Origin of the sequence: Chryseotalea sp. WA131a, from assembly GCA_025370075.1 — a bacterium.
Classification (GTDB): domain Bacteria; phylum Bacteroidota; class Bacteroidia; order Cytophagales; family Cyclobacteriaceae; genus ELB16-189.
Genome location: CP073016.1, coordinates 3,164,639 through 3,185,817, shown reverse-complemented (window position 1 = coordinate 3,185,817; position 21,179 = coordinate 3,164,639). Strand labels below are relative to the sequence as shown.

General features: G+C 43.0%; 20 protein-coding genes. 6 read left to right on the top strand and 14 right to left on the bottom strand.

The window, feature by feature from the left end; all coding sequences use genetic code 11:
• The 4 genes from KA713_14620 to KA713_14605 form a co-directional block, all read right to left on the bottom strand.
• The gene (locus tag KA713_14620) at positions 1–1,524 is read right to left on the bottom strand and encodes a GH3 auxin-responsive promoter family protein (protein UXE65697.1); all 1,524 of its coding nucleotides are present in this window, start codon (positions 1,522–1,524) and stop codon (positions 1–3) included.
• Between the two features lie 223 nt (positions 1,525–1,747).
• A complete protein-coding gene (locus tag KA713_14615) occupies positions 1,748–3,397 on the bottom strand; it encodes a hypothetical protein (protein UXE65696.1) in 1,650 nt (549 codons plus the stop codon).
• Positions 3,398–3,476: 79 nt separating this feature from the next.
• Complete coding sequence (radA, locus tag KA713_14610) at positions 3,477–4,865, bottom strand: DNA repair protein RadA (GenBank protein ID UXE65695.1); 1,389 nt, start codon at positions 4,863–4,865, stop codon at positions 3,477–3,479.
• Positions 4,862–5,668, bottom strand: a complete 807-nt coding sequence (locus KA713_14605; GenBank protein UXE65694.1) for an SDR family oxidoreductase — start codon at positions 5,666–5,668, stop codon at positions 4,862–4,864. The genes radA and KA713_14605 overlap by 4 nt, the downstream gene beginning before the upstream one ends.
• A gap of 54 nt (positions 5,669–5,722) precedes the next feature.
• Here KA713_14605 and KA713_14600 point away from each other — a divergent pair, with 54 nt between their 5' ends.
• A complete protein-coding gene (locus KA713_14600; protein UXE65693.1) occupies positions 5,723–6,568 on the top strand; it encodes a lysophospholipid acyltransferase family protein in 846 nt (281 codons plus the stop codon).
• Here the strand turns inward: KA713_14600 and KA713_14595 are convergent.
• Together KA713_14595 and KA713_14590 are read right to left on the bottom strand one after the other, a co-directional pair.
• Positions 6,561–7,706, bottom strand: a complete 1,146-nt coding sequence (locus KA713_14595; GenBank protein UXE65692.1) for an aminotransferase class V-fold PLP-dependent enzyme — start codon at positions 7,704–7,706, stop codon at positions 6,561–6,563. The genes KA713_14600 and KA713_14595 overlap by 8 nt on opposite strands.
• Before the next feature lie 2 nt (positions 7,707–7,708).
• Positions 7,709–8,623, bottom strand: a complete 915-nt coding sequence (locus KA713_14590; GenBank protein ID UXE65691.1) for a hypothetical protein — start codon at positions 8,621–8,623, stop codon at positions 7,709–7,711.
• A 98-nt stretch (positions 8,624–8,721) separates the two neighbouring features.
• Here KA713_14590 and KA713_14585 point away from each other — a divergent pair, with 98 nt between their 5' ends.
• From KA713_14585 to KA713_14575, 3 genes are all read left to right on the top strand, one after another.
• Positions 8,722–8,976, top strand: coding sequence for a hypothetical protein (locus KA713_14585; protein UXE65690.1), 255 nt, complete (start codon positions 8,722–8,724; stop codon positions 8,974–8,976).
• Between the two features lie 460 nt (positions 8,977–9,436).
• Positions 9,437–9,916, top strand: coding sequence for a TlpA family protein disulfide reductase (locus KA713_14580; protein ID UXE65689.1), 480 nt, complete (start codon positions 9,437–9,439; stop codon positions 9,914–9,916).
• Positions 9,917–9,927: 11 nt separating this feature from the next.
• Positions 9,928–10,527, top strand: a complete 600-nt coding sequence (locus tag KA713_14575; GenBank protein ID UXE65688.1) for a thioredoxin family protein — start codon at positions 9,928–9,930, stop codon at positions 10,525–10,527.
• Positions 10,528–10,547: 20 nt separating this feature from the next.
• Here KA713_14575 and KA713_14570 read toward each other — a convergent pair whose 3' ends face one another.
• The 5 genes from KA713_14570 to KA713_14550 form a co-directional block, all read right to left on the bottom strand.
• Positions 10,548–11,870, bottom strand: a complete 1,323-nt coding sequence (locus tag KA713_14570) for an IS1380 family transposase (GenBank protein ID UXE65687.1) — start codon at positions 11,868–11,870, stop codon at positions 10,548–10,550.
• Positions 11,871–12,017: 147 nt separating this feature from the next.
• Positions 12,018–12,824 (bottom strand): class I SAM-dependent methyltransferase, encoded by an 807-nt coding sequence (locus KA713_14565; GenBank protein ID UXE65686.1) that lies wholly within the window; start codon positions 12,822–12,824, stop codon positions 12,018–12,020.
• 251 nt (positions 12,825–13,075) lie between these two features.
• Complete coding sequence (locus KA713_14560) at positions 13,076–14,677, bottom strand: Rne/Rng family ribonuclease (GenBank protein UXE65685.1); 1,602 nt, start codon at positions 14,675–14,677, stop codon at positions 13,076–13,078.
• Between the two features lie 199 nt (positions 14,678–14,876).
• On the bottom strand, positions 14,877–15,695 hold the full coding sequence (locus KA713_14555; protein ID UXE65684.1) for a tetratricopeptide repeat protein: 819 nt from the start codon (positions 15,693–15,695) through the stop codon (positions 14,877–14,879).
• Positions 15,696–15,767: 72 nt separating this feature from the next.
• Positions 15,768–16,073, bottom strand: coding sequence for an integration host factor subunit beta (locus KA713_14550; protein UXE65683.1), 306 nt, complete (start codon positions 16,071–16,073; stop codon positions 15,768–15,770).
• Between the two features lie 161 nt (positions 16,074–16,234).
• On the opposite strand from KA713_14550, the gene mutY reads away from it, so the two are divergent.
• On the top strand, positions 16,235–17,278 hold the full coding sequence (gene mutY, locus KA713_14545) for an A/G-specific adenine glycosylase (GenBank protein UXE65682.1): 1,044 nt from the start codon (positions 16,235–16,237) through the stop codon (positions 17,276–17,278).
• Positions 17,279–17,334: 56 nt separating this feature from the next.
• The gene (locus KA713_14540; protein ID UXE65681.1) at positions 17,335–18,654 is read left to right on the top strand and encodes an amino acid permease; all 1,320 of its coding nucleotides are present in this window, start codon (positions 17,335–17,337) and stop codon (positions 18,652–18,654) included.
• 37 nt (positions 18,655–18,691) lie between these two features.
• Here KA713_14540 and KA713_14535 read toward each other — a convergent pair whose 3' ends face one another.
• From KA713_14535 to KA713_14525, 3 genes are all read right to left on the bottom strand, one after another.
• Positions 18,692–19,540, bottom strand: coding sequence for a hypothetical protein (locus KA713_14535; protein ID UXE65680.1), 849 nt, complete (start codon positions 19,538–19,540; stop codon positions 18,692–18,694).
• 101 nt (positions 19,541–19,641) lie between these two features.
• Positions 19,642–20,595, bottom strand: a complete 954-nt coding sequence (locus tag KA713_14530; protein UXE65679.1) for a pyridoxal-phosphate dependent enzyme — start codon at positions 20,593–20,595, stop codon at positions 19,642–19,644.
• The gene (locus tag KA713_14525) at positions 20,596–21,138 is read right to left on the bottom strand and encodes a hypothetical protein (GenBank protein ID UXE65678.1); all 543 of its coding nucleotides are present in this window, start codon (positions 21,136–21,138) and stop codon (positions 20,596–20,598) included. It abuts the gene before it with no gap.
• Positions 21,139–21,179: the final 41 nt, after the last annotated feature.

Sequence of the window (21,179 nt, the reverse complement as noted above, 5' to 3'; positions counted from 1 at the left end):
CTACTTTTCGGCCAACATCGCCAATATTTCTTCTACATACTCGCGTGAGTTGCTGAGCCGTGGCACTTTGTTTTGCCCACCTAGTTTGCCACGTTTCTTCATCCAATTGTAAAAAGTGCCTTCGCTTACGCTGTGCACAGTTGGTGCTATCAGTGCAATATCATGGGCCCGCTTAGCATCATAGTCTGAGTTGATTTTGCGCAGGGTATCGTCCAATACATGTACAAATCGATTGAAGTCGTTTGGCTGCGATTTGAATTCAATGATCCACTCGTGCCCTCCTCGTTTGGATTTTTCTAAGAAAATAGGAGCGGCTGTAAAATTATCAATCACCGCCCCTGTTTGGTCGCAAGCCGTGGTGATGGCAGTGTCTGCATTTTCAATAATCACTTCTTCCCCAAATGCATTTATAAAATGTTTGGTTCGGCCAGATATCCGGATTTTGTAAGGAGCAACGCTGGTAAATTTTATAGTATCCCCAATGTTGTATCGCCACAGCCCTGCATTGGTGGAGATCACCATCGCATAGTTTTTGCCTACTTCTACATCTTGCAGACCAATCGCATCTGGATATTCTTTGTCAAATTCTTCCATGGGAATAAATTCATAGAAGACACCATAATCCAACATCAACAACAAATCTTCTGAATCTTTTTCCGCCTGGATTCCAAAGAAACCTTCGCTTGCATTGAAGGTCTCCCAGTATTTCATCTGCGCAGAGGGAATCAGTGTTTTGAAAAGCTTTTTGTAAGGGGCAAACGATACTGCTCCATGAAAGAAAACTTCTAGGTTTGGCCAAACCTCCAACACAGAATTTTTCTTTTCCCGCTCCATAATGTATTGCAGTAGCAGCACGGTCCAAGTAGGTACACCCGCTATCTGTGTAACATCTACTTTGGTGGTTTCGTTAGCAAGCTTCTCAATTTTCTCCTCCCAATTGTCCATCAAGGCTACCTCCAAACTGGGGGTGCGAATGAACTCCGCCCACGGAGGCAGGTTTTGCATGATCACTGCCGATACATCTCCATAATTGGATGAATTAGTTGGGTCAAACTCATTTACCCGATAGCTGCCGCCAATGGCCAAACCTTTGCCGCTAAAGATTTTTGTATCGGGATAATTATTGATGAAAATAGAAAGTAAATCTTTGCCTCCTTTGAAATGGCTCTCCTCTAGGGCGTCTTTGGTTACCGGAATAAATTTGCTACGTGCATTGGTAGTGCCACTTGATTTGGCAAACCATTTTACTTCATTTGGCCAAAGAATGTTTTGCTCACCCCTAAGCAGCCGTTCGATATAAGGAAAGAGTTGTTCGTAAGTATGGATAGGTACCCGCTTCTTATAATCTTCATAGTTGAGCAAATCGTCAAAGGCATATTTTTGACCAAACTCAGAATATCTGCCCGCGGTTAAGAGCTTTTTAAGCACCTCATCTTGCACATCGTGGGGGTATTTCATGAAAAGCTCCATTTGATGGATACGCTTCTTCATGACCCAAGAGAGGATTGAGTTTAGGATTTGCATTTAGGTAAAGGGTTCAAAAATAGGGGTTGCCCCTAAGGCGAACAAGGGCGTGTAAGTAAAACCTCAAAAATCTATTAATTTGAAATAGGTTGTTCAGTCTAAATCATGACTTCAGTAATAGAACGAAGCATGATTTTTTGTGATTGACCCATGAGCGGGGCGACTAACCAAAAGAAAAGGGCAAGCTTTTTCATATTTTTTAGATTATGGTTTCAACCCAATACTACTTCATCTCACCCGTCAAAGCCTTTTCGTTCCCTGTCATTTGCCAATTGATCAACGAAATCGGAATGCAATCATTGGCATTGACTTGATCTAAAAAGTCTTTGATTTTGAATTCTTCATTCTTGCTTTCTTTCATCTTGGCAAAATCGGCCATTGCGGTTTCCAATAAATATTTTCCGGTGATGTAGCTGCTTCCATACCCGGGTTGCCTCATATATAAATGTTGTTCAAACAAAAGCAGTTTTTTCTCGGTCTTCATCCAACCACGAGGTGTGTACTCCGAGTGAATTTTGCCAGCCTCCTCCATGGTCAACTGATTGGCATGCGCATACAAAGAACCCAACCCGCGGGCCGCCCGTTGTGCAATCATGATGTACACAATTTCTTTCACACGTGGATCATCGTTGTACAAGCCCGCTTGCATAAACATTTCTTCCACCGCAGTGGCAGTGCCTTCATTGCGTGTGTCAAAAATATTGTAAAGCAAAGGTCCTTTCCGTATTTCGCTTTTATTCGGCTCCCGATCCATGCGTGCCAATTCAAACCAATGATAAAAGTGCGAATACAACGGTCGTGGATCGTGGTGCAGGCCAATGACAAAAAAGTTTCGCTTTTCAGCAGGAACAAAACTTCCCAAGTGTTCGCGCAAAGCGGGTTCAAAATAATCTTTCACGGTCAAGATTTCGTCTTTCTCCAAAAAATTCATTAGGCTTTTGGCAGCACGTTCCGTCAATGCTGCAAAGGCTTCGGGTGTTTCGGCAGACGTGAGTAGTGGAAGTTTCCGATTTCGGTGTTCTTCTAACTTTAACCCAGTCCATGCACGAACTAATTCACGTTTAAGCAAGAGCACTTCGTCCTCCCATGTCATCGGCACCAAATGCACATTTTGCAAATACCACGTGTAGTTTTCTTTACCGATGCCAGAAGATCCCGTTTTAGATGCAGCTTCCTTTTCTAACCAACTTGCCAATTCATCGGTCGATTGAATGGCTGCGTTAACAGCGGCAACCAAATCACTGTGCTCATTTGCACCTTGCTTTTGTAAAATGGTGGCGAGGTCTTCACTTTGTGTTTTTATATCGCGGATGCCCGCAATCCACAAATCCTTTGCATTGCCTGTGAGATTAATTTTGGCTTGCGCATTAAGTGGGACAATGATACCTAATTCTTGTATCAGCTTTGTTTTGGCTTCTGGTGACAATGGAAATTGATACGTCCATAGCTCAAGTGTTTTATGGTGCGTAGGCCCTTCGTGCGCTGGCACATCGCTGCGTTCTGTTTTTACGGTAGCATAATAAGCTGGGTCGCGCACCCACGGTTGCAACACTCGATGGTTAAAGTCAAAACCATTCATCTCTGCCCACACCAAGTGCCAATCTACCCGATGCTCAATTGGCCAACGCGCGGTGTCCATCGCCAAAAGTTTCTCTTGCAGCTTTTTAAATGCTGGCATTCGCTGCTCAAACGTGGTTGCTGTATAATCCGGTGCTCCATCACGCATAGGTGGGGTTTCAAATGCCCGCCATTCTTTAAACAAGTTGACCAAGCTGGCGTAATCGGAAGCGCCTTTTGGAGGAGTTTCTTTTTTCGTTGGCTGACAGCTGGCAACAAAAATGGCAATCCATAAGAGTACGATAGGTTTACGCATACCTGTAAGGTTTAGGTGAAGGTTAGCGAAGGTAGCATTATTTTGTTTGACTGGGGAAAATGGGTTGAATGTTTAAGTCTTAACGACCAAACAAATCCTTGAATACCTCCGTCAGTTTGCCAAAAGCCTTCACATCAATTTTGGTTTTCTTAAGATCGATCGATTTTTGACTGAACTTAGAAACATAAATTTGGGTAAAGCCCAATTTCTCCGCTTCGGAAATGCGTTGATCTATTCGATTCACGGCACGCAATTCTCCGCCCAAGCCGATTTCGGCAGCAAAACAAATTTTATCGGATACTGGAATTTCTTCCATCGATGAAATGATGGAAATACAGATCGCTAAATCAATGGCTGGATCTTCTACACTAATGCCTCCGGCCATGTTCAGAAAAACATCTTGCGTGCCCATGCGAAAGCCGCATCGCTTTTCCAACACCGCCAATAACATGTTCAGTCGCTTTTGATCGAAGCCAGTAGGTGTACGCTGTGGAGTGCCATACGATGCCGGGCTCACCAACGATTGAATCTCGATCAACAAAGGTCGATTGCCCTCGATGGTCGCGCCAATGGTGGCACCACTAAGGTTTCCATCTTTTTGCGAAATCAAAATCTCAGATGGGTTGGAAACTTGTCGAAGGCCACTTCCCAACATTTCATAAATACCGATTTCAGATGTGGAACCAAAGCGATTTTTGGTGGTTCGCAAAATGCGGTAAGCCAAATGCCTGTCTCCTTCAAATTGCAATACCGTATCCACCATGTGCTCCAATACTTTGGGGCCAGCTAGCATGCCGTCTTTAGTAATGTGCCCTACTAAAAATACGGGCGTGTTCGTTTCCTTGGCAAAGCGCATTAACTCAGCAGCACATTGTCGGACTTGCCCAACGCTGCCCGCCACAGAGTCTAGTTGGTTGGAATGAAGTGTTTGAATGGAGTCGATGATGAGAAGCTGGGGAAGCAACTCCTCCACCGCCAAAAAAATATTGCGGGTATTTGTTTCGGTAATAATGTAAAAATTGTCTTGCTTCGATTTTAGTGTTGGCTGCAGTCGCTCGGCACGCATTTTTATTTGTTGATCGCTCTCTTCACCTGAAACATACAGTACTTTTAATCGAGTTAACGATAAAGCGACTTGAAGCATCAGAGTAGACTTGCCTATACCGGGTTCCCCGCCAATCAACACCAGCGATCCATACACAATGCCACCGCCTAATACGCGATTGAGTTCTTCATCAACGGTTGAAATCCTTGCTTCGGTGGTGCTGGCAATCTCATCGAGCTTGCGGGGTTTATCTAGCTTTGTCTTGCCAGCCTCATTGCGCCAATCATTTTTGGTAGTCTTCTCTGTTGAAATAATCTCCTCCACAAAGGAATTCCATGCATTACACGAAGGGCACTTGCCTACCCACTTGGCAGATTCATGGCCACAGGATTGACAGAAGAAAGAAGTTTTGGATTTGCTCATTTCAAAGGCGAATCAGGTTCTTTGGCCAATTCGTTATAAACTATTTTATCTGCCAAGGTTGGCCACCATTTGTTGATCCATACGGCCAAGTTGCCTTTAACACTGAGCACTAAATCTCTTTTGCGATTTACTACCGCTTTGTATATGCGGTCGGCCACTTCTTCTGAAGTCATCATCTCTTGTTCTTTTCTAGGAGAATCGCCTTGAGGCGTGCCATCTTTTGTGAGCGACCTTTTTCGAATGTTAGAAGCGGTAAACCCAGGACTGGCCACCAACACATGCACGCCACGCTTCATTACCTCTGTGCGCAAAGCTTCTAAAAAACCTTCCATAGCAAACTTGGAAGCGGAATAAGCAGACCGTGCGGGAGAAGACCTTTTTCCGTTGATGGACGAAATCCCAACAATAGATCCTTTCGATTTTAGAATGTGCGGAAGGGCATGTTTGGTGGCATACACTGCACCATAAAAATTAATCCCCATTACTTTTTTAAAAGCTTCTAAATCAAACTCTTCAAACAACGCGCGCATCGAAATGCCTGCATTGTTGATCAGCACGTCTATTTGCCCAAACAACCGAAGTGCCTCCTCCACCATCAACCGATTATCGCTTTCTAGGCTTACATCGGCCTGAAAAATCGCCACCTCCAAACCTTTTGTTTTTAAACTTTGTTGAGCCACCAAAAGATCGTCTTTGCTTCTGCCCGTGATTAAAACCCGCGAACCATTTTTGCTAAAAGATTCGGCCAACGCTTTACCGATGCCTGAAGAGCCTCCTGTTATGATCACAACTTTGTCTTTCATAATTCGTAATAACTCGGACAAAAGTAAGTAAACCCAGAAATTAATTTTACACACATGCTTTTCTTGCGTTTGATTTCCTACCTGCCCTTTGGGGTTCTTTATCGAATTTCTGACTTTCTGTTCTTTGTGAGTTATCGCGTTTTAAAGTACAGGCGAAACATTGTGTGGAACAATTTGAAAAATTCCTTTCCCGAAAAGCCTGAAATGGAACTTCGTAAAATTGAAAAACAATTTTACGCCAACTTGTGTGATTATGGGGTAGAAACTCTCAAGCTACTCACCATAAGCAAAGAAGATTTAAGTAAACGAATGCCCTACCTAAATGGTGATTTGCTCAACCCGTACCGTGACCAACAGCAATCGGTCATCCTGCTTGCTTCGCATCAATTTAATTGGGAGTGGTTGGTAACTTCTTCCAGCATTAATTTGCCCTTGCCCATTGATTTCATTTACCAAAAACAAACTAGTGAACTGTTTGATCGATTTAGCACAGTCGTTCGGACCCGCTTTGGCGCGTATCCAATCGAAAGGCAAAGCACGGCAAGGGAGGCAATCAAACGTAAAAGTATTTTGCGCGCTATCGCTATTGTGGTGGATCAGTTCCCCACTTTTGAAAAACGTTATTGGACAACTTTTCTATCGCAAGATACAGCCTTCTTTAGAGGCGTGGGTCAGCTAACAACACTCACTCAATACCCTGCCTTTTATGTAGAGTCAAAAAAAATAAAACGAGGGTACTACCAGGCCCGATTGATTCCATTGGTCTCACCTCCTTTTGAAAAAGGAAGCGAAGAAGTGGTTGATAAGTATGTGGCGAGCTTAGAAAAATCCATTCAAGAGTTGCCCGCTAACTGGCTGTGGTCACACGCACGATGGAAAGAGAAGAAGCCTGTCAGCTAAGGAGAACTTTTACCAATTTCAACATCTCGGCTTCTGTATTGTAAACATGCGGAGATACACGAATGGCATTTCCTCTAATCGAAACAGAAATTTTGGCGTTTTGTAATTTTAATTTTACTTCGGTTAGATCAATTTTTTTGGGAATGCGAATGCCAAACAAATGCTTGCCGCGAAAGACCTCATCCTCAATCCAAAAATCTGCATCACGCAATTGGGCAATAGCCTTTGTGGAAATTTTTTGACAGTACTTTTGGATATTTTCGGGTTTCCATTGATTAACCTGCTTGATGGCTGTCAATAACATGGGCACTAAAACAAAATTACTATGCTCACCAACTTCATAGCGAAGTGCGCCCGGTTGATAATTGTTTTGATAATTCACCAATCCGGCAAAGTTCTCGCTATTCAAGCGGTTGATCCAATTCTCCTCTAGTGGTTTGCCGTCATTAAAATGTTCGCCATAGTAAGCAAGGCCAAGCGAATAAGGGCCCATCAGCCATTTGTAACCCCCACAGATAAGCGCATCGGGCTGAATTTTTGAAACATCAAATGGCAACGCACCAACGGATTGTGTACCGTCAATGACCAATAGAGCGCCCACTTCTCTGGTTCGCCTACGGATCTCCTCTAAATCAAACAACGTTCCATCTGCCCAATGCACATGCCCAAGCGCTACCGCTTTTGTTTGGCTATCAATGGAATCTAGAATACGTTCGTTCCAAACTCTGCCCCTACCTGCCACTATTGGAGCCGACACTACTTTCAATTTTAAATGATGCTCTTTGCAGGTCCGGTGCCATGGATAGTAGTTACTCGGAAATTGCTCTTCGGCAACAATGATGTTTTGCCCTGGTTGCGCCATCAGATTATTGACCACGTTGGCCATTCCGTAAGAAACGGAAGGAATGAGTGCAATTTGCTTTGGGTTGCTTACGTGGATGAGCTTCGCATATTCTTTTCGCAGGGTTTCTGTTTCGGTGAAAAAATCTTGAGGCGTTACCTGAAATGGACTTCGCTTGCGCAGCATGCCTTTTATTCCTGCCCGCTCTACACTTTTAAGAAGTGGCGACATGTAAGCGCAGTTTAGGTAAGTGGTACCTCTGGCCATTGAAAATTTTGTGCGTTGCAATGAAATCATGTTCAATAATTTTTGCGTGACAGTCCTAGCGAATCCCTTAAGTACAAGAATTCATTTTTGTTTTTTGTCCAATAATCGGTGACAATCGTTTTATCCAGTATGGCTTTGGTCTGAACAGGTTTGCCTCTTTCTTGAAAAGTTTCTTCCCAACCCAAAATTTTGTGTGGAAACGCTTGCTGAAATTGAATGGACAACGAGCGGTTTTGGGCAGGCAAAGTTATTGTGTAATGCCAGTCTGCTGCCACTTTTTCTTTCTTCATGGATGCTTTCTCAATGGTGCAACCCGTATGGAGCAGTCTTGAAAAAAACATTCCGGGAATCAATTCTATTTCACCTTCTGGAAGATTTTCTGGATCCAGGCGAACGAGGTTCCACAGTTCATCTTCTAAGCGGACAGCTTTTAATGGTTTGTTTTCTTCACCTTCCTTTTCAAAGTAAGAATGAGATTGAAAACTATATTTTTTATAGGTAAGATTTAGCTGCGAAAATACCTGGCCGCACCACTCCTGCGAACTCATGGTTACCTTTGTTGTGTTCGGGTATTGCTTGCGATCAACCGGAGTAAAGACTGATAGCATGAGTGAATACGGATAAATGCCGGTAACAAAATTCTTTGTGAAATTCATTTTCAGCACGCCTACTTTATCATTTCCAGCATTGGCCGGATCATCAAGCTTTACTTGCTTTCTTTTGGAAAAATCTTCTGTCACAAAAATAAGAACAGCTTTGCCCTCGCGCATTTCGCCATAGCGCGATTGCCAAAGTGTGTAACTGTTGATTTCGGCTTTGCCTGTATACCAATATTTTTTAAAGGCTTCCGATTCGAATAATCGTGCTTCTGATCCATTCTTGGTTGTTGGTGAACAAGAAATGAGTGATACAAACAATAGTGAGAAAAAAGGCCCTGGTTTTTTCATGCGTCAATTTGTAGCTAAACTTAACCTTTTTGTTATCTCCAAAAAACATTGGGTTACCATTTTTGCTCGAATGTAATTCATGCCTGTAATCTATGAGTATGGCGCCAGAAGTCTATAAGGGAATCGAGTTCATTCGTATTTCAACACTAGCAGAGGAACAAAAAAAGTTATTCTTGCAATCGTTCGATCAGCATAAAATCATAAAAATCTTAATGCACGATTCCCTATTAAATGATTGTGTGCTGGTAAAAGACTTTTTGGAATGGCAAAGCCTGTTGCCGGCCGGTAAATCAACTGCTCTGCAATCACAAGAGGAAGTGCAAGTGCCCATGCATGCCTTCAATGCGGCTTAAATCCAACTACTAGTGATTGCTATTTGACATAGCTCACCATTCCTAGGCTGGTATAATTCATTCCTTTTGGCTGACTCCAGGAAATAAAAGCGATGATCAATTACACCAAATCTGGACTTTTCCTTGTATTGTATTGAAAATTAGGTTCTTACCTTTTTATCTATTGAAAGTAATGCAATGAGTGAAACAAAATACTTATCCACAAAGAAATCATTAACCGAAATGCATATATATTACTGTAAATCAGATAGTTATTCATTTAGAATCCAATAATGTTGACAACTGTTGATTTTTGTGGATTAATTTTTCTGCGAATTATTGCAAATGCCAACTGTTTGAAATATCCGTATTTAGCCAACTATCTTTCATCAAACGTACTCGCCATTTGCCAACAAAAAATAGCTAGGTTTGCCTCACTTTTGAGCCATAAATTGGCCACCAGATAACAATTGTTGAAAGCATGAATCGCTTAATCCTTCTCGGTCTTTTTATACTTCTTTCGGTTGAGGTTTTCAGTCAAAAAGCTCAGCCCGCCACTTTATCCGAATTTCAAAAGCTACTGACTACCAAATCAGATAAAATACTGGTCGTTAACTTTTGGGCTACCTGGTGTGCACCTTGTATCAAAGAACTGCCCTTGTTTGAAAAATTGACAGCGCAAAACCAAGAGGCTCACGTATTGTTAGTAAGCATGGATTATGATTTGGACCCCGATGTGGCGAAAGTAGAGCGATTCATCGAACGGAAAAAACTTCAATCCCACGTATTGTTTTTGAAAGCCGATAATCCTAACGCGTGGATCGATAAAATAGAAAAACAATGGTCGGGTGCGTTGCCCGCTACCCTTGTGATCAACACCCAAACCAACAAACGCGAATTTGTAAATGGCGAAGTAGGTGAAGGTCAATTAGAGAAAATGATTGAATCTGTAAAAAAATAAAGCAAACAACTATGAAACGACTAACAATTCTATTGGTAATGATGTGCCTTTTTTGGGCGGGAGCCCCCACTTCAGGTGGGTATACTGTAGGTGATACAGCCTCTGACTTTAAATTGAAAAACGTAGACGGCAAGATGGTTTCCCTTGCAGATTTTAAAGAAGCTAAAGGCTACATCATTATTTTTGACTGCAACACGTGCCCGTATTCTAAAGCTTACAACGACCGCATTGCAGCCTTAAACAGAAAATATGCAAGCAAGGGCTTTCCGGTAATTGCTATCAACCCTAACGATCCACAAAAACCAGGTGGTGATTCGTTTGAAAATATGGTGAAGCTGGCCAAAAAGAAAAATTATGATTTCCCCTATTTGGTTGACGAAACCCAACAGGTAGCTACCGCATACGGTGCCACCAACACACCGCACGTTTTTGTTCTCAATAAAACTTTGCGCGTAGAGTACATTGGCACCATTGATGACAATGCAAAGTCTCCAGAGTCGGTAACCAAGCGCTATGTAGAAGATGCTGTGGATGCATTGCTAGCAAATAAGCCAGTACCCGTTACAAAAGTGAAAGCTATTGGATGCGGCATTAAATGGAAGGACGCTTAAACCCAGATTTTGCAGTAGAACTATCCAGTCAGACTTAGTGGCAGGTTTATTTTTTGGACATTTGAGAATAATCCATCATACCATTGCCTTCTTTTGAGTGGGACGGACATTTTCAGTACCCATTTTTGGGCTTCCTGCTCCACCCAACTTCCAACTGCAAAGCAGTTGAACCTTAATGTGGAAAGCTTGGGCTGTGGCTGTTTTTGATGGGTTATTTGGCGGAATAGGCTCATCAAATTATAGGCTACCATCACAAAGCGCATAGCTGTTTCAGTAGCACAAAAACTATCCATGCAAAAGCCTTCTGTACCGAAATCTTCTTTCAACTCCTTGATCCTGTTTTCGGCATCACCCCTGCGCTTATATTGTTCCCATATTTCTGTTGCCGGCAGGGCTTGGTTAGTGACAAAGGCATGGTACCTTTTGCGGTACACTTTTTCGTCCGCTATGCCCACGCTGCTGAATAATGTCTTGAGCTTCTTACCCGTTGCCCTGGCCCTGATTTCTTCACTTTGTTTGATGACCACAATCCTACGGGCTTTGCCCCAGCCGCCTTGCTGGTAGTTTATTTCCGATACCCATAAGCCTTCGCCTATCGCATTCCATTGGGTGATACCATAAATGCTGGCTTGTAAATTGGCATACAGCTTACAGGCAATGACGTAGGGGATATTTCTCTGCTCAATGAAATCCAAGACTGTACCGGTACAAAACCCACTATCGGCCCTGAACAACCCTACTGTTTTGTTTTTGAGGATGGCAAAGGTCTCTTCTAAAAAATGGATGCAGTTGCTGTTGCTCCCTGTATTGCCGCTGCGGTTCCAGCAATTGGCCACCATGCGTATGTCATTGACAAAAGCAAACAAGGGATGATGGCTGCCACGGCCAGGCTTCTTGGGGTTGTACCCTTTTTTGCTGCCTTCCTGTTCCCCGTAACGGGTGATCACACTGCTGTCCATATCCAACGTATAATTGTCGAATTGGATCTGCTCAAAAAACCACGTGTACAGTTCAATGAAAATTTGGTGGTTCATTGAGGGCGTAAACTTTTTAAAGAACCGCCCGAAGGTGGTCCCCGAAGCAACCCGCTTCCATCCAAATATCTGGCGCAACACTTCATCAACCCGCACCACCGCTGTGTGACTAAAACGAAAGCAACCAATCCAGATGCCCACCCAAAAACTCTCTATTATACCCACGGCATCTATCCGGTTGTTACTCTTGCTCTCAGGCAAACCAAGCTCGGCCAACTTCTTGCTGATCCCAGTTTGGTCAATCAATATTTTCATCTCTTTCATCCCGCCCCACGCTGTTACTAATTTATCGGTATAGTGGTGTTCCATATTCAAATATAAGACACCTTGTCACTATTTCATTCTACTGCAAAATCTGGGTTAAAATATCAAACAAAAATTTTTTGAAGAATAAAAAATGCTGCCACTGGCAGCATTTTTAGTATGCGAACTTGAGGGGTGAACTTGCTAGAAGGACTACACCTTTTGCAATACAAATCGATGATAAACGCGAATACCGTCTTTTAATGTATTGTAGAAACGTGAACCAACCACGCCCGCAAAATCAGAGAACAGCTTTTGCCATTGCTTCGGGACTAGCTTCTGAATTCGGTCAACCTTGGCGGGATTTTCAGTCTCTATGGCTTGAATCACATTCTGGCTGATGTCTTCCTCTTCCTTCAACAACAAGCCACACTGCTTAAGCTGCTGCTGAAAAATCTCCATGTTTTTTACTTCGTTTCTAAAGTCAACCAACAGCAAATGGCCGCCTGGTTTTAGCACACGTTTTACTTCACTTAAAAATTTCGGTACGTTTCCATATCCATGACACGATTCCACATTAATAACCACATCGATGCTATTGCTTTCGATCGGAATTTCTTCGGCATTCCCTTGAATGAATTTTAGATTTGACTGGCGGTGAATCTTATTTGCTAGATCCACCGCACTTTGGGCTAAGTCGAGCCCCACATAAGAATTGGGTTTCATGGCACTTGCTAAATAGTTTGCCCCGCCTCCGCGGCCGCTGCCAATTTCCAGTACGTCTTTGTTAGTCAAATCGGCTTTTAGTCCCAGATAATGGTACATCTGCAACGGGTACCGCTGCATTACTTCTCTTTTTAACTCAATCGGTTTTTCAGACGAATTTGGTGCATATCCATAATTCATAAAATGCCAATCTTCGGCTGGAATATACTTGGCCAATAATTCATAGGTGATTTTGGCATTGAAGCGTTTGAACCAGGCAAACCGCTTAAAGATTTTGATGACGAAATTAATCATGAGGCAAAGGTAATGTCATTTCAATATACCACAATAAAAAAGGCGGGGTACGCCCTCGCCTCGATTGAATTTGACTTTTGACTTACCGCTGAATCAACAGCTTCAGTTTGCTGAGCCCAAGCCGTTCCATTCGTTTTATTTGCTGTAGAAGGTGCTCCTTCGCTTGCCCAACGCGTGCGCTTGTCAAAGTTCAAACCTGTTGCATAACAAAAAAGGCTGCCCTTTTTGAGACAGCCTCTCTATCAATTTATTTATGCTTCTTCCTGCATTTCTACCATCTTCTCTTTCTCCTTCCTTCCGTTGCCTAAATCTATTTCTTCACCTTCTTTATTCAAAAACTTAAACTCGGTAATGGCCATCGAAGAATCTTTCACTAATTCAATCGAGCGTTTGTATTTCCACCACCATTTAAAACGTTTTGAGAAAATGCCTTTGGTATAGTACGCAAACAAAAACGGATGCACGGCCAGTACCAAACCATTTTCGTTTTGCTTGGTGAATAAATGCTCTACCGTTTGCTCAATCTGATCAGTCACTAATATAGAAGCTGAAATCTTACCGGTGCCGTTGCAGGTAGGGCACACTTCTTTGGTCACAATATTCATTTGCGGGCGCACACGCTCGCGCGTGATCTGCATCAAACCAAACTTTGAAAGAGGCAAGATAGTGTGCTTTGCCTTGTCCGCTTCCATCTCTTCTTTGATCTTGTTGAAGATGAGCTTTTTATTTTCCATGCTGCGCATGTCAATAAAATCGATCACAATGATGCCGCCCATATCACGCAAACGCAACTGACGAGCCACTTCTCGCGCTGCCTCTAGGTTAACCGATAAAGCAGTGGTTTCTTGGTTTTCTTCGCGGTTCGATTTATTGCCGCTGTTCACATCAATTACGTGCAGTGCTTCGGTGTGTTCAATGATCAAATAACCACCACCTCGCAAACTTACCGTTTGGCCAAAGGCTGATTTGATTTGCTTCTCGATGCCAAAGTGTTCGAATATTTTGGTTTTGCCGGTGTAGAGCTTTACAATTTTTTCTTTTTCGGGTGCATTGTTTTTGATGTATTGCAACACCTCGTCAAAGATTTTTTTGTCATCCACCATCACGCTATCAAACGATTCGTTCAATACATCCCGTAAGATGGAAGAGGTTTTATTGATCTCACCTATGATTTTATCGCGCGGGTTGGCATCCACCAATCGTGTCATGCCGTCTTCCCACATCTTCACCAGGTTGCGCAGGTCTTTGTCCAACTCGGCCACTTCTTTGCCTTCGGCCACGGTCCGGATAATCACACCAAAGTTTTCAGGTTTGATCGATTGAATCAGGCGCTGCAATCTTTTGCGCTCGTCACTGCTGGCAATCCGTTTGCTAATGCTTACCCCGGATGAGAAGGGTACCAAAACCAGGTATCGCCCAGCTAAGGATAACTCGCACGAAAGTCGCGGCCCTTTGGTGGAGATGGGTTCTTTCACCACCTGTACTGGAATCAACTGATTTTTGGTAAGCTGTTGAGCAATTTTGCCGTGCTTATCAATTTCTTTTTCGAGTTGAAATTTATCCAGTTTGCCACCGGTAATCTTCTTGGCGCGGACGAGCTTGATGAATTTTTGTAACGAACTAAACTTGGCCCCCAGATCGAGGTAGTGAAGAAAGGCGTCTTTCTCATACCCAATATCAATAAAAGCTGCATTTAGCCCCGGCACTATTTTTTTTGCTGAGCCGAGATAAATATCACCAACTACAAACTTACCGCCTCCTTGATCTTCGTGAAATTCGGCAAGTTGCTTGTCCTTAAGAAGGGCTATACGACATCCATCCTGAGTTGCACTAATAATTAGTTCATTACTCAAAACTTTAAAAATTTAGATGTTGTAAAATACGTATGGACGCATACTTATGCGTCCCTATTTTTTCTTGTGACGATTTTTTCTCAAACGCTTTTTACGTTTGTGGGTGGCCATTTTGTGTTTCTTTCTTTTCTTACCACTTGGCATAATGTTGTAGGATTTTAGTGCTGACGCTAACGGTCAACATGGTTTAACAATTTATTTACTTTAAATCTTTTAGGTACGAATCAACCGTGGACTGAACCGCGGGGTCGTTATCTAACTTTTTTACTCTTTCAAACTGCTGGCGCGCTTTGTCTTTGTTACCATTGTTCATATAGGCTACACCCAATAGCATCTGGCCTTGCAAATGATTGGGGTTTACCTGAGCCAATTCTTCCAATCGCTCAATAGCTCTGGCATATTGACCGGATTGAATAGAAAGCATGCCCATGTTGAACAATGCAAATTCATTTTTCGGGTCTTCTGCCAATACCTCGCGCATCATTTGGATGCCCTTCATCGGTGTGGCCGAGCTCACAAAGGTCATAGCCATTTTGATTTTGGCTTCCAAGTTTTTTGGATTGGCCTCCACCGCTTTGCCCAGCCACTCGCGGGCTTTTTCTGCCATGGCCGTTTGCTTTTCTTGCTGCATGGCGAAGCTGAAAGCTTCATAGTAGCTGTTGCCAACTTTTAGGTAACTCTCTGTTGTTTTAAAGAACGATGCTGCTTGTTCGCCAAACCAGGCAGCGCTGTCAAATTGCCCCGCCTGGGTGTACAGGCTTTGCAAAGAGTCGGCAAAGATAGCATTTTTTTGATTCGGCAAACCCGCTAAGTATTGGGTTCTCAAGGCGTTGATGGATTGGGTTAATTCTTTGGGTAAGGTGGAGTGGCCTTGAGCAGTGGATGCAGTATTTTGTTTTGTTGAATCGACCGATGTTTGTAACTGATCTTCATTTTCAACCACCACTTTTGGCAAAAAGAAAAGCAGCGCAATCACAGCCGCACAAACAAAAACTAATATGATTCGGGTCTTTAACATCTTAATGGTTGTTCGTTGGTGGTTGTTAATCGAAAGGAGCGACCAACAAATAACTAATGACCAGCAACGAATTTACTTCTCGGCAAGCTGCTTTACTTTTTCGCTGTTCTTGATCTTGTTAATAAAGATTTTGGCAGGCTTAAAGCTAGGAATGTAATGCTCATCAATCACAATGGCAGTATTACGAGAGATATTTCGGGCGATTTTCTTTTTTCGTTTTTTATTGATAAAGCTGCCAAAGCCACGTACATAGATGTTGTTGCCAGCGGCCATGTTGCTTTTCACAATGTTGAAGAAGGCTTCTACGGAAGCAGAAACATCTGCCTTATCGATTCCGGTGCGGTCAGTAATTTGGTTGATGATGTCAGCTTTAGTCACAAATAGTATGGTTTGAGTACAACTTTTTCGGGACGGCAAATTTAGAAGCCCTTTACTCAAATGCAAAATTAATTTACTGACAATCAGTCGGGTACTTATTTATTTCGCCAAAACAGCATCTAAAAGCGAGTTTAGCCTCCGATTATTTATTTTGCCACTTGATGACCCAAAAACAGTTTGCTTCCAAAATCATTGCTTGGTATACTTCCCACCATCGGTCGTTGCCTTGGCGAGAAACAAAAGACCCATACAAAATTTGGCTTTCCGAAATTATCCTTCAACAAACGCGTGTGGCACAAGGTCTGCCTTACTACGAAAAGTTTGTTAACACTTTCCCCACCGTGACGGCCTTGGCCAAAGCAAGCGAACAACAGGTGTTGCGCTTGTGGCAAGGGCTTGGCTATTACTCGCGGGCGCGCAACCTACATGCTTGCGCCAAAAAAGTGGTGACGGAGTATCAGGGAAAATTTCCTGATAGTGCCGAGGGACTACAAAAACTACCTGGCATTGGCCCTTACACCGCGGCTGCCATCGCTTCGTTTGCTTTCCGCGAAAGTGTGGCGGTGGTAGATGGAAATGTGTTTCGGGTATTGGCGCGGATTTTTGGAATGGATACAGACATTGCCTCGCCAATGGGTAAAAAATTTTTTACTGAAAAAGCGAATGCCCTGCTTGACGCGCATCAGCCCGATGTTTTCAACCAAGCCATGATGGAGTTTGGGGCAATCCAATGCCTTCCTCAAAATCCGTTGTGTACCGATTGCATTTTTTCTAAAACCTGTATTGCCAATGGGCAAGGATTACAAAAGCTTCTTCCTGTAAAAGAGAAGAAAGCCAAGGTGCGCACGCGGTACTTTTACTATTTCTTGATCCATCATCAAAAAAAGATTTTGATGAGAAAACGGGAAGGCAAAGATATTTGGAAGGGGCTGTATGATTTTTATTTGGTAGAGACGAACAGAAATAAAAAGGCTGTGGATGTTATGAAGAATGAGAGCATCGTATCAACTGCTTCTATTTTAACCGAGAGCAAAATTTTTACGCACCTTCTTTCGCATCAGAAATTGAAAATTAAATTCATTGAGATCAACCTTTCGTTTACTACGACCTTGGAAAAAAAATTAATTGAGGTCGGCTTGAAAGCATTTACCAAAATACAGATTGGCCACCTGCCCAAGCCCATTGTTATAGATCGGTATTTGTAGCTTTTGAAATGCACCCATGGCAACAAATCTAAAAAGTTTTAATATCTAGCATTACAATGGGCAAAACTCAAACCATCGGCATCTGGACTACTACCTCGTTGGTGATGGGCAACATGATTGCCTCAGCCATGTTTATGCTGCCCGCTACCCTCGCCAGCTATGGCAGCATTAGTTTGATTGGTTGGGTGGTATCGGGTATTGGGGCGGTCTGTTTAGCGCTCGTGTACAGTTGGCTTAGTCAGTTGATGCCCGTTGCCAACGGTGGCCCTTATGCCTACACACGCGAGGGCATGGGCGACTTCGCGGCCTTTTTGGTAGCGTGGGGTTATTGGATTTCACTCTGGTGCACCAATGCCGCCATTGCCGTAGCCTTTATCAGTTACCTCACGGTTTTTATTCCCGTGCTGGGTACAAATTCTTTATTAGCTGTGATGGCCGGATTGATTACCATTTGGTCGCTTACCTGGGTAAATGCACGTGGCCTTCGGCAAGCGGGCAATGTACAACTCATCACCACCATTTTAAAAATTGCTCCGCTGCTGCTAGTAACCATTGGTGGATTGTTTTACATCCATACCGAAAATTATATTCCGTTCAACGCCAGCACCCATTCTGATTTTGGGGCGATCACCGCCACGGCCACGCTTACGCTGTTCGCTTTTATGGGATTGGAGTGTGCTACCATTCCTTCGGGGCAAGTGAAAGATCCAGAAAAAACAATTCCGCGCGCCACCATGATCGGAACACTGGCCGTAACGCTTCTTTATATTGTTGGCACGGTCGTGATCATGGGTGTGCTGCCATCTTCTATTTTACAGCACTCCAAAGCACCGTTTGCCGATGCTGCAGCCAGCATGTGGGGCGAGTGGGCTCGGTATTTGATTGGCGCAGGTGCGGTGATTTCCACTTTTGGTGCGCTCAATGGATGGATCACCATGCAAGGGCAAATCCCTGCCGCAGCCGCAGCGGATAAACTGTTGCCTTCCATTTTTAAAACGGAAAACAAAATGGGGGCACCTGTTTTTAGTTTGATCATTTCGAGCATACTCGTGTCGGTGCTGATGCTTATGAATTTTAGCAGAAGCCTTGGCGACACTTATCAATTCGCGATTTTGCTTTCCGCGATGACGGTGCTGGTGCCTTATTTGTTTTCGGCAGTAGCCTTTGCAATCATTTCTGTGAGAACGGGCGAAGCAAAGAGGAAAAGCCCCATCAAACTTTTTGTTGCCTTCATAGCCTTCTTGTATTCGGTTTGGGCTGTGGCAGGTTCAGGACAAGAAGCCGTGTATTGGGGTTTTATTTTGTTGATGATCGGTGTTCCTATTTATGGATGGAGTAGAATGAAGGGTAGGGAACAGCATACCCAAGAGAGCTGACCCCGCCATGTTATATCCAAATTTCTTAGAAGAGGTTTTATCTTCGAAGCATGTTTTTTAGTTCCTTAAACAAAAGTTTTTTATAGTAGTTCCTCAATTTGATTTCCAATTTCATAGTCGAAATGTCGTCAGAAACTTGCATACCATTGAAATATATTTTTGTTTTCCCATCTTTAATGGTCCTCATAGTAAAATCTAAATTTCTCAAAGTGTCCTTGTCAATAACCAGTTCGTTTAATCGATAAACATGGACATTTTCCTTTTTCAGGCTTGGGACACGTTCCAACACAACGCTGTCAATAGATGTAATTCTGTCAAAAACAATATTCACTTCTTTCAGTCTCCATACAATTTCATCCTGATTGTAGTTTACGGTCATGTTGCACCTGTAACATGCCAAATTGCCTTCAGTTCTTGTGTAGTAATGGCTTGGTGGTGGTGAGGTCGCCATCAGCGTTGCAACTGTTAGTAAGAGTATAAACAGTATATTTACTTTATGGATTTTTAAAAATTTTAGTTGGTCAATTCTGTAAATAATAAAGTATGGAACTGGCAAAAGCAGCAGAACAAACAAGTCAGTGAAATCTACTATTCTTGAAGTCTGTATAAAAGCAATCTGATTGTATAGGTCTATTAGTGATTGAGAAAAAGGAGACTTCCAAAATGCAAATAAAAGAGCACTCATCCAAACAGAATGTTTTTTTAGCTTCGGAAATATAAATGCCAAAAGCAACGGCAAAATAATTATTCCAACAACATCAGACAGCTTTCCTGTCAGCCAATTCGAAAACGCATACTTTAAATAGTGGTCGTTAAGTAAAAGCGTTACCAAGCTAATAAGGAAAACAATATTTAATAGATAGTATCTGTTGCGAGTAGTCTCCATAAAATCTCTATCAACTCTTGCGGGAATTAGATACGCATCACTTTGGTAAATCTACCGAACCAAATGTATGCGAAGGTTTTGTATTCTTTTCGCTTCGCCTTTTAAGCCTGCGAACCAAACCACTTCCCTACTTTCTCCAAATCCACATTCCCACCTGAAAGAATAATCCCTACTCGCATGTCCTTAAATTTTTCTTTGCTTTTTAGTACTGCAGCAAACGGCACCGCACAAGATGTTTCCACAATTATTTTCAATCGCTCCCAAATCAATCGCATAGCCGCAATGATTTCTTCATCTGTTACCGTGATGATTTCTTTTACATTTTCATATATAATGGGAAATGTTTTATCGCCCAGCGTGGTGAGCAACCCATCGGCAATGGTATTGGATTGCGCTGGCTCAATTTTGCCAGATTGCATAGAACGATACGCATCGTCTGATCCGGCCGGCTCACCCCCAATCACGATTGTAGCTGGGGAAAAAAACTTGGTGGCCAAGGCCGTGCCGCTTAGCAAGCCTCCTCCGCCCACGGGTGCCATCACCACATCGAGTTTGGGCACTTGCTCAAATAGTTCTTTGGCACACGTTGCTTGCCCTTCCATCACATTATAATTATTAAACGGATGAATCTCAGAAGCCCCTGTTTTCTTGATCACCTGCGCCAATGTTTCTTCACGTGCTTGCAGCGTAGGTTCGCATTCAAAAATCTCACCACCATATCCTCGCACTCCGCGCTTTTTTATTTCTGGGGCTGTGCGCGGCATCACGATATACGACTTCACATTTAAAATTTTACCTGCCCGTGCAATGGCCTGTGCATGGTTGCCCGATGAATGGGTGGCCAATCCATTTTTCCTTTCTTCATCCGACAGCTTTAAGGCAGCGTTGATGGCACCCCGCGCTTTGAAAGCCCCTACTTTCTGAAAATTTTCGCACTTAAAAAATAATTGACAGCCTGCCACTTCATTTAAACTGCTACTGGTAAGCACGGGTGTATGTTCAATAAAGGGCTTGATGCGCTTGTGCGCTTGCGAAATGCTTTCTTGTGTGATCATCTAATCTTGAATTGATTCCTCTACTTCATCCATCTTTTTTTCGGTGTATGCACCAGAAGTTGCATATACTATTTTGCCTTCAGGGTCTAACACAAAAAAATAAGGAATGTCTCGCCTTTCAAAATCAAGTGCTTCTTTGTACGTCTTCAGTTCGCCTTTGTAAAACAAAATGTTGGGTAACAATTGGGGGTCTATATTTTTGATAGCCTTCTTTTTGGCTGTGCCTGAGGCAGCCGCATTGATGCCCGTAAACATGGGTACAAAATAAACATTTACATCGTAGCCGAAGCTCGACATCATGCCATTGCTCTTTTGAATGAACTTGCCAAAAACAGGGTTGAACCACGAATTAAGTTCCTCTTCTGACTTTTTGGAATACGCCAATCCGAGTAGCGTGTACTTGCCTTTCACATCGCTCGGTAAATTTACTTTCTTCTCGTCTACGGTTTCGGCCACCATAGCAGGAAATTGTTTGCCGATTACTTGCGCAAAACCAATTTGTATCGAAACCAACAAGACAAATGGGGTAAGTGCTTTTCTCATAAATCAAATGTACGAAATACGATTTTAGATTTGCGATTGAT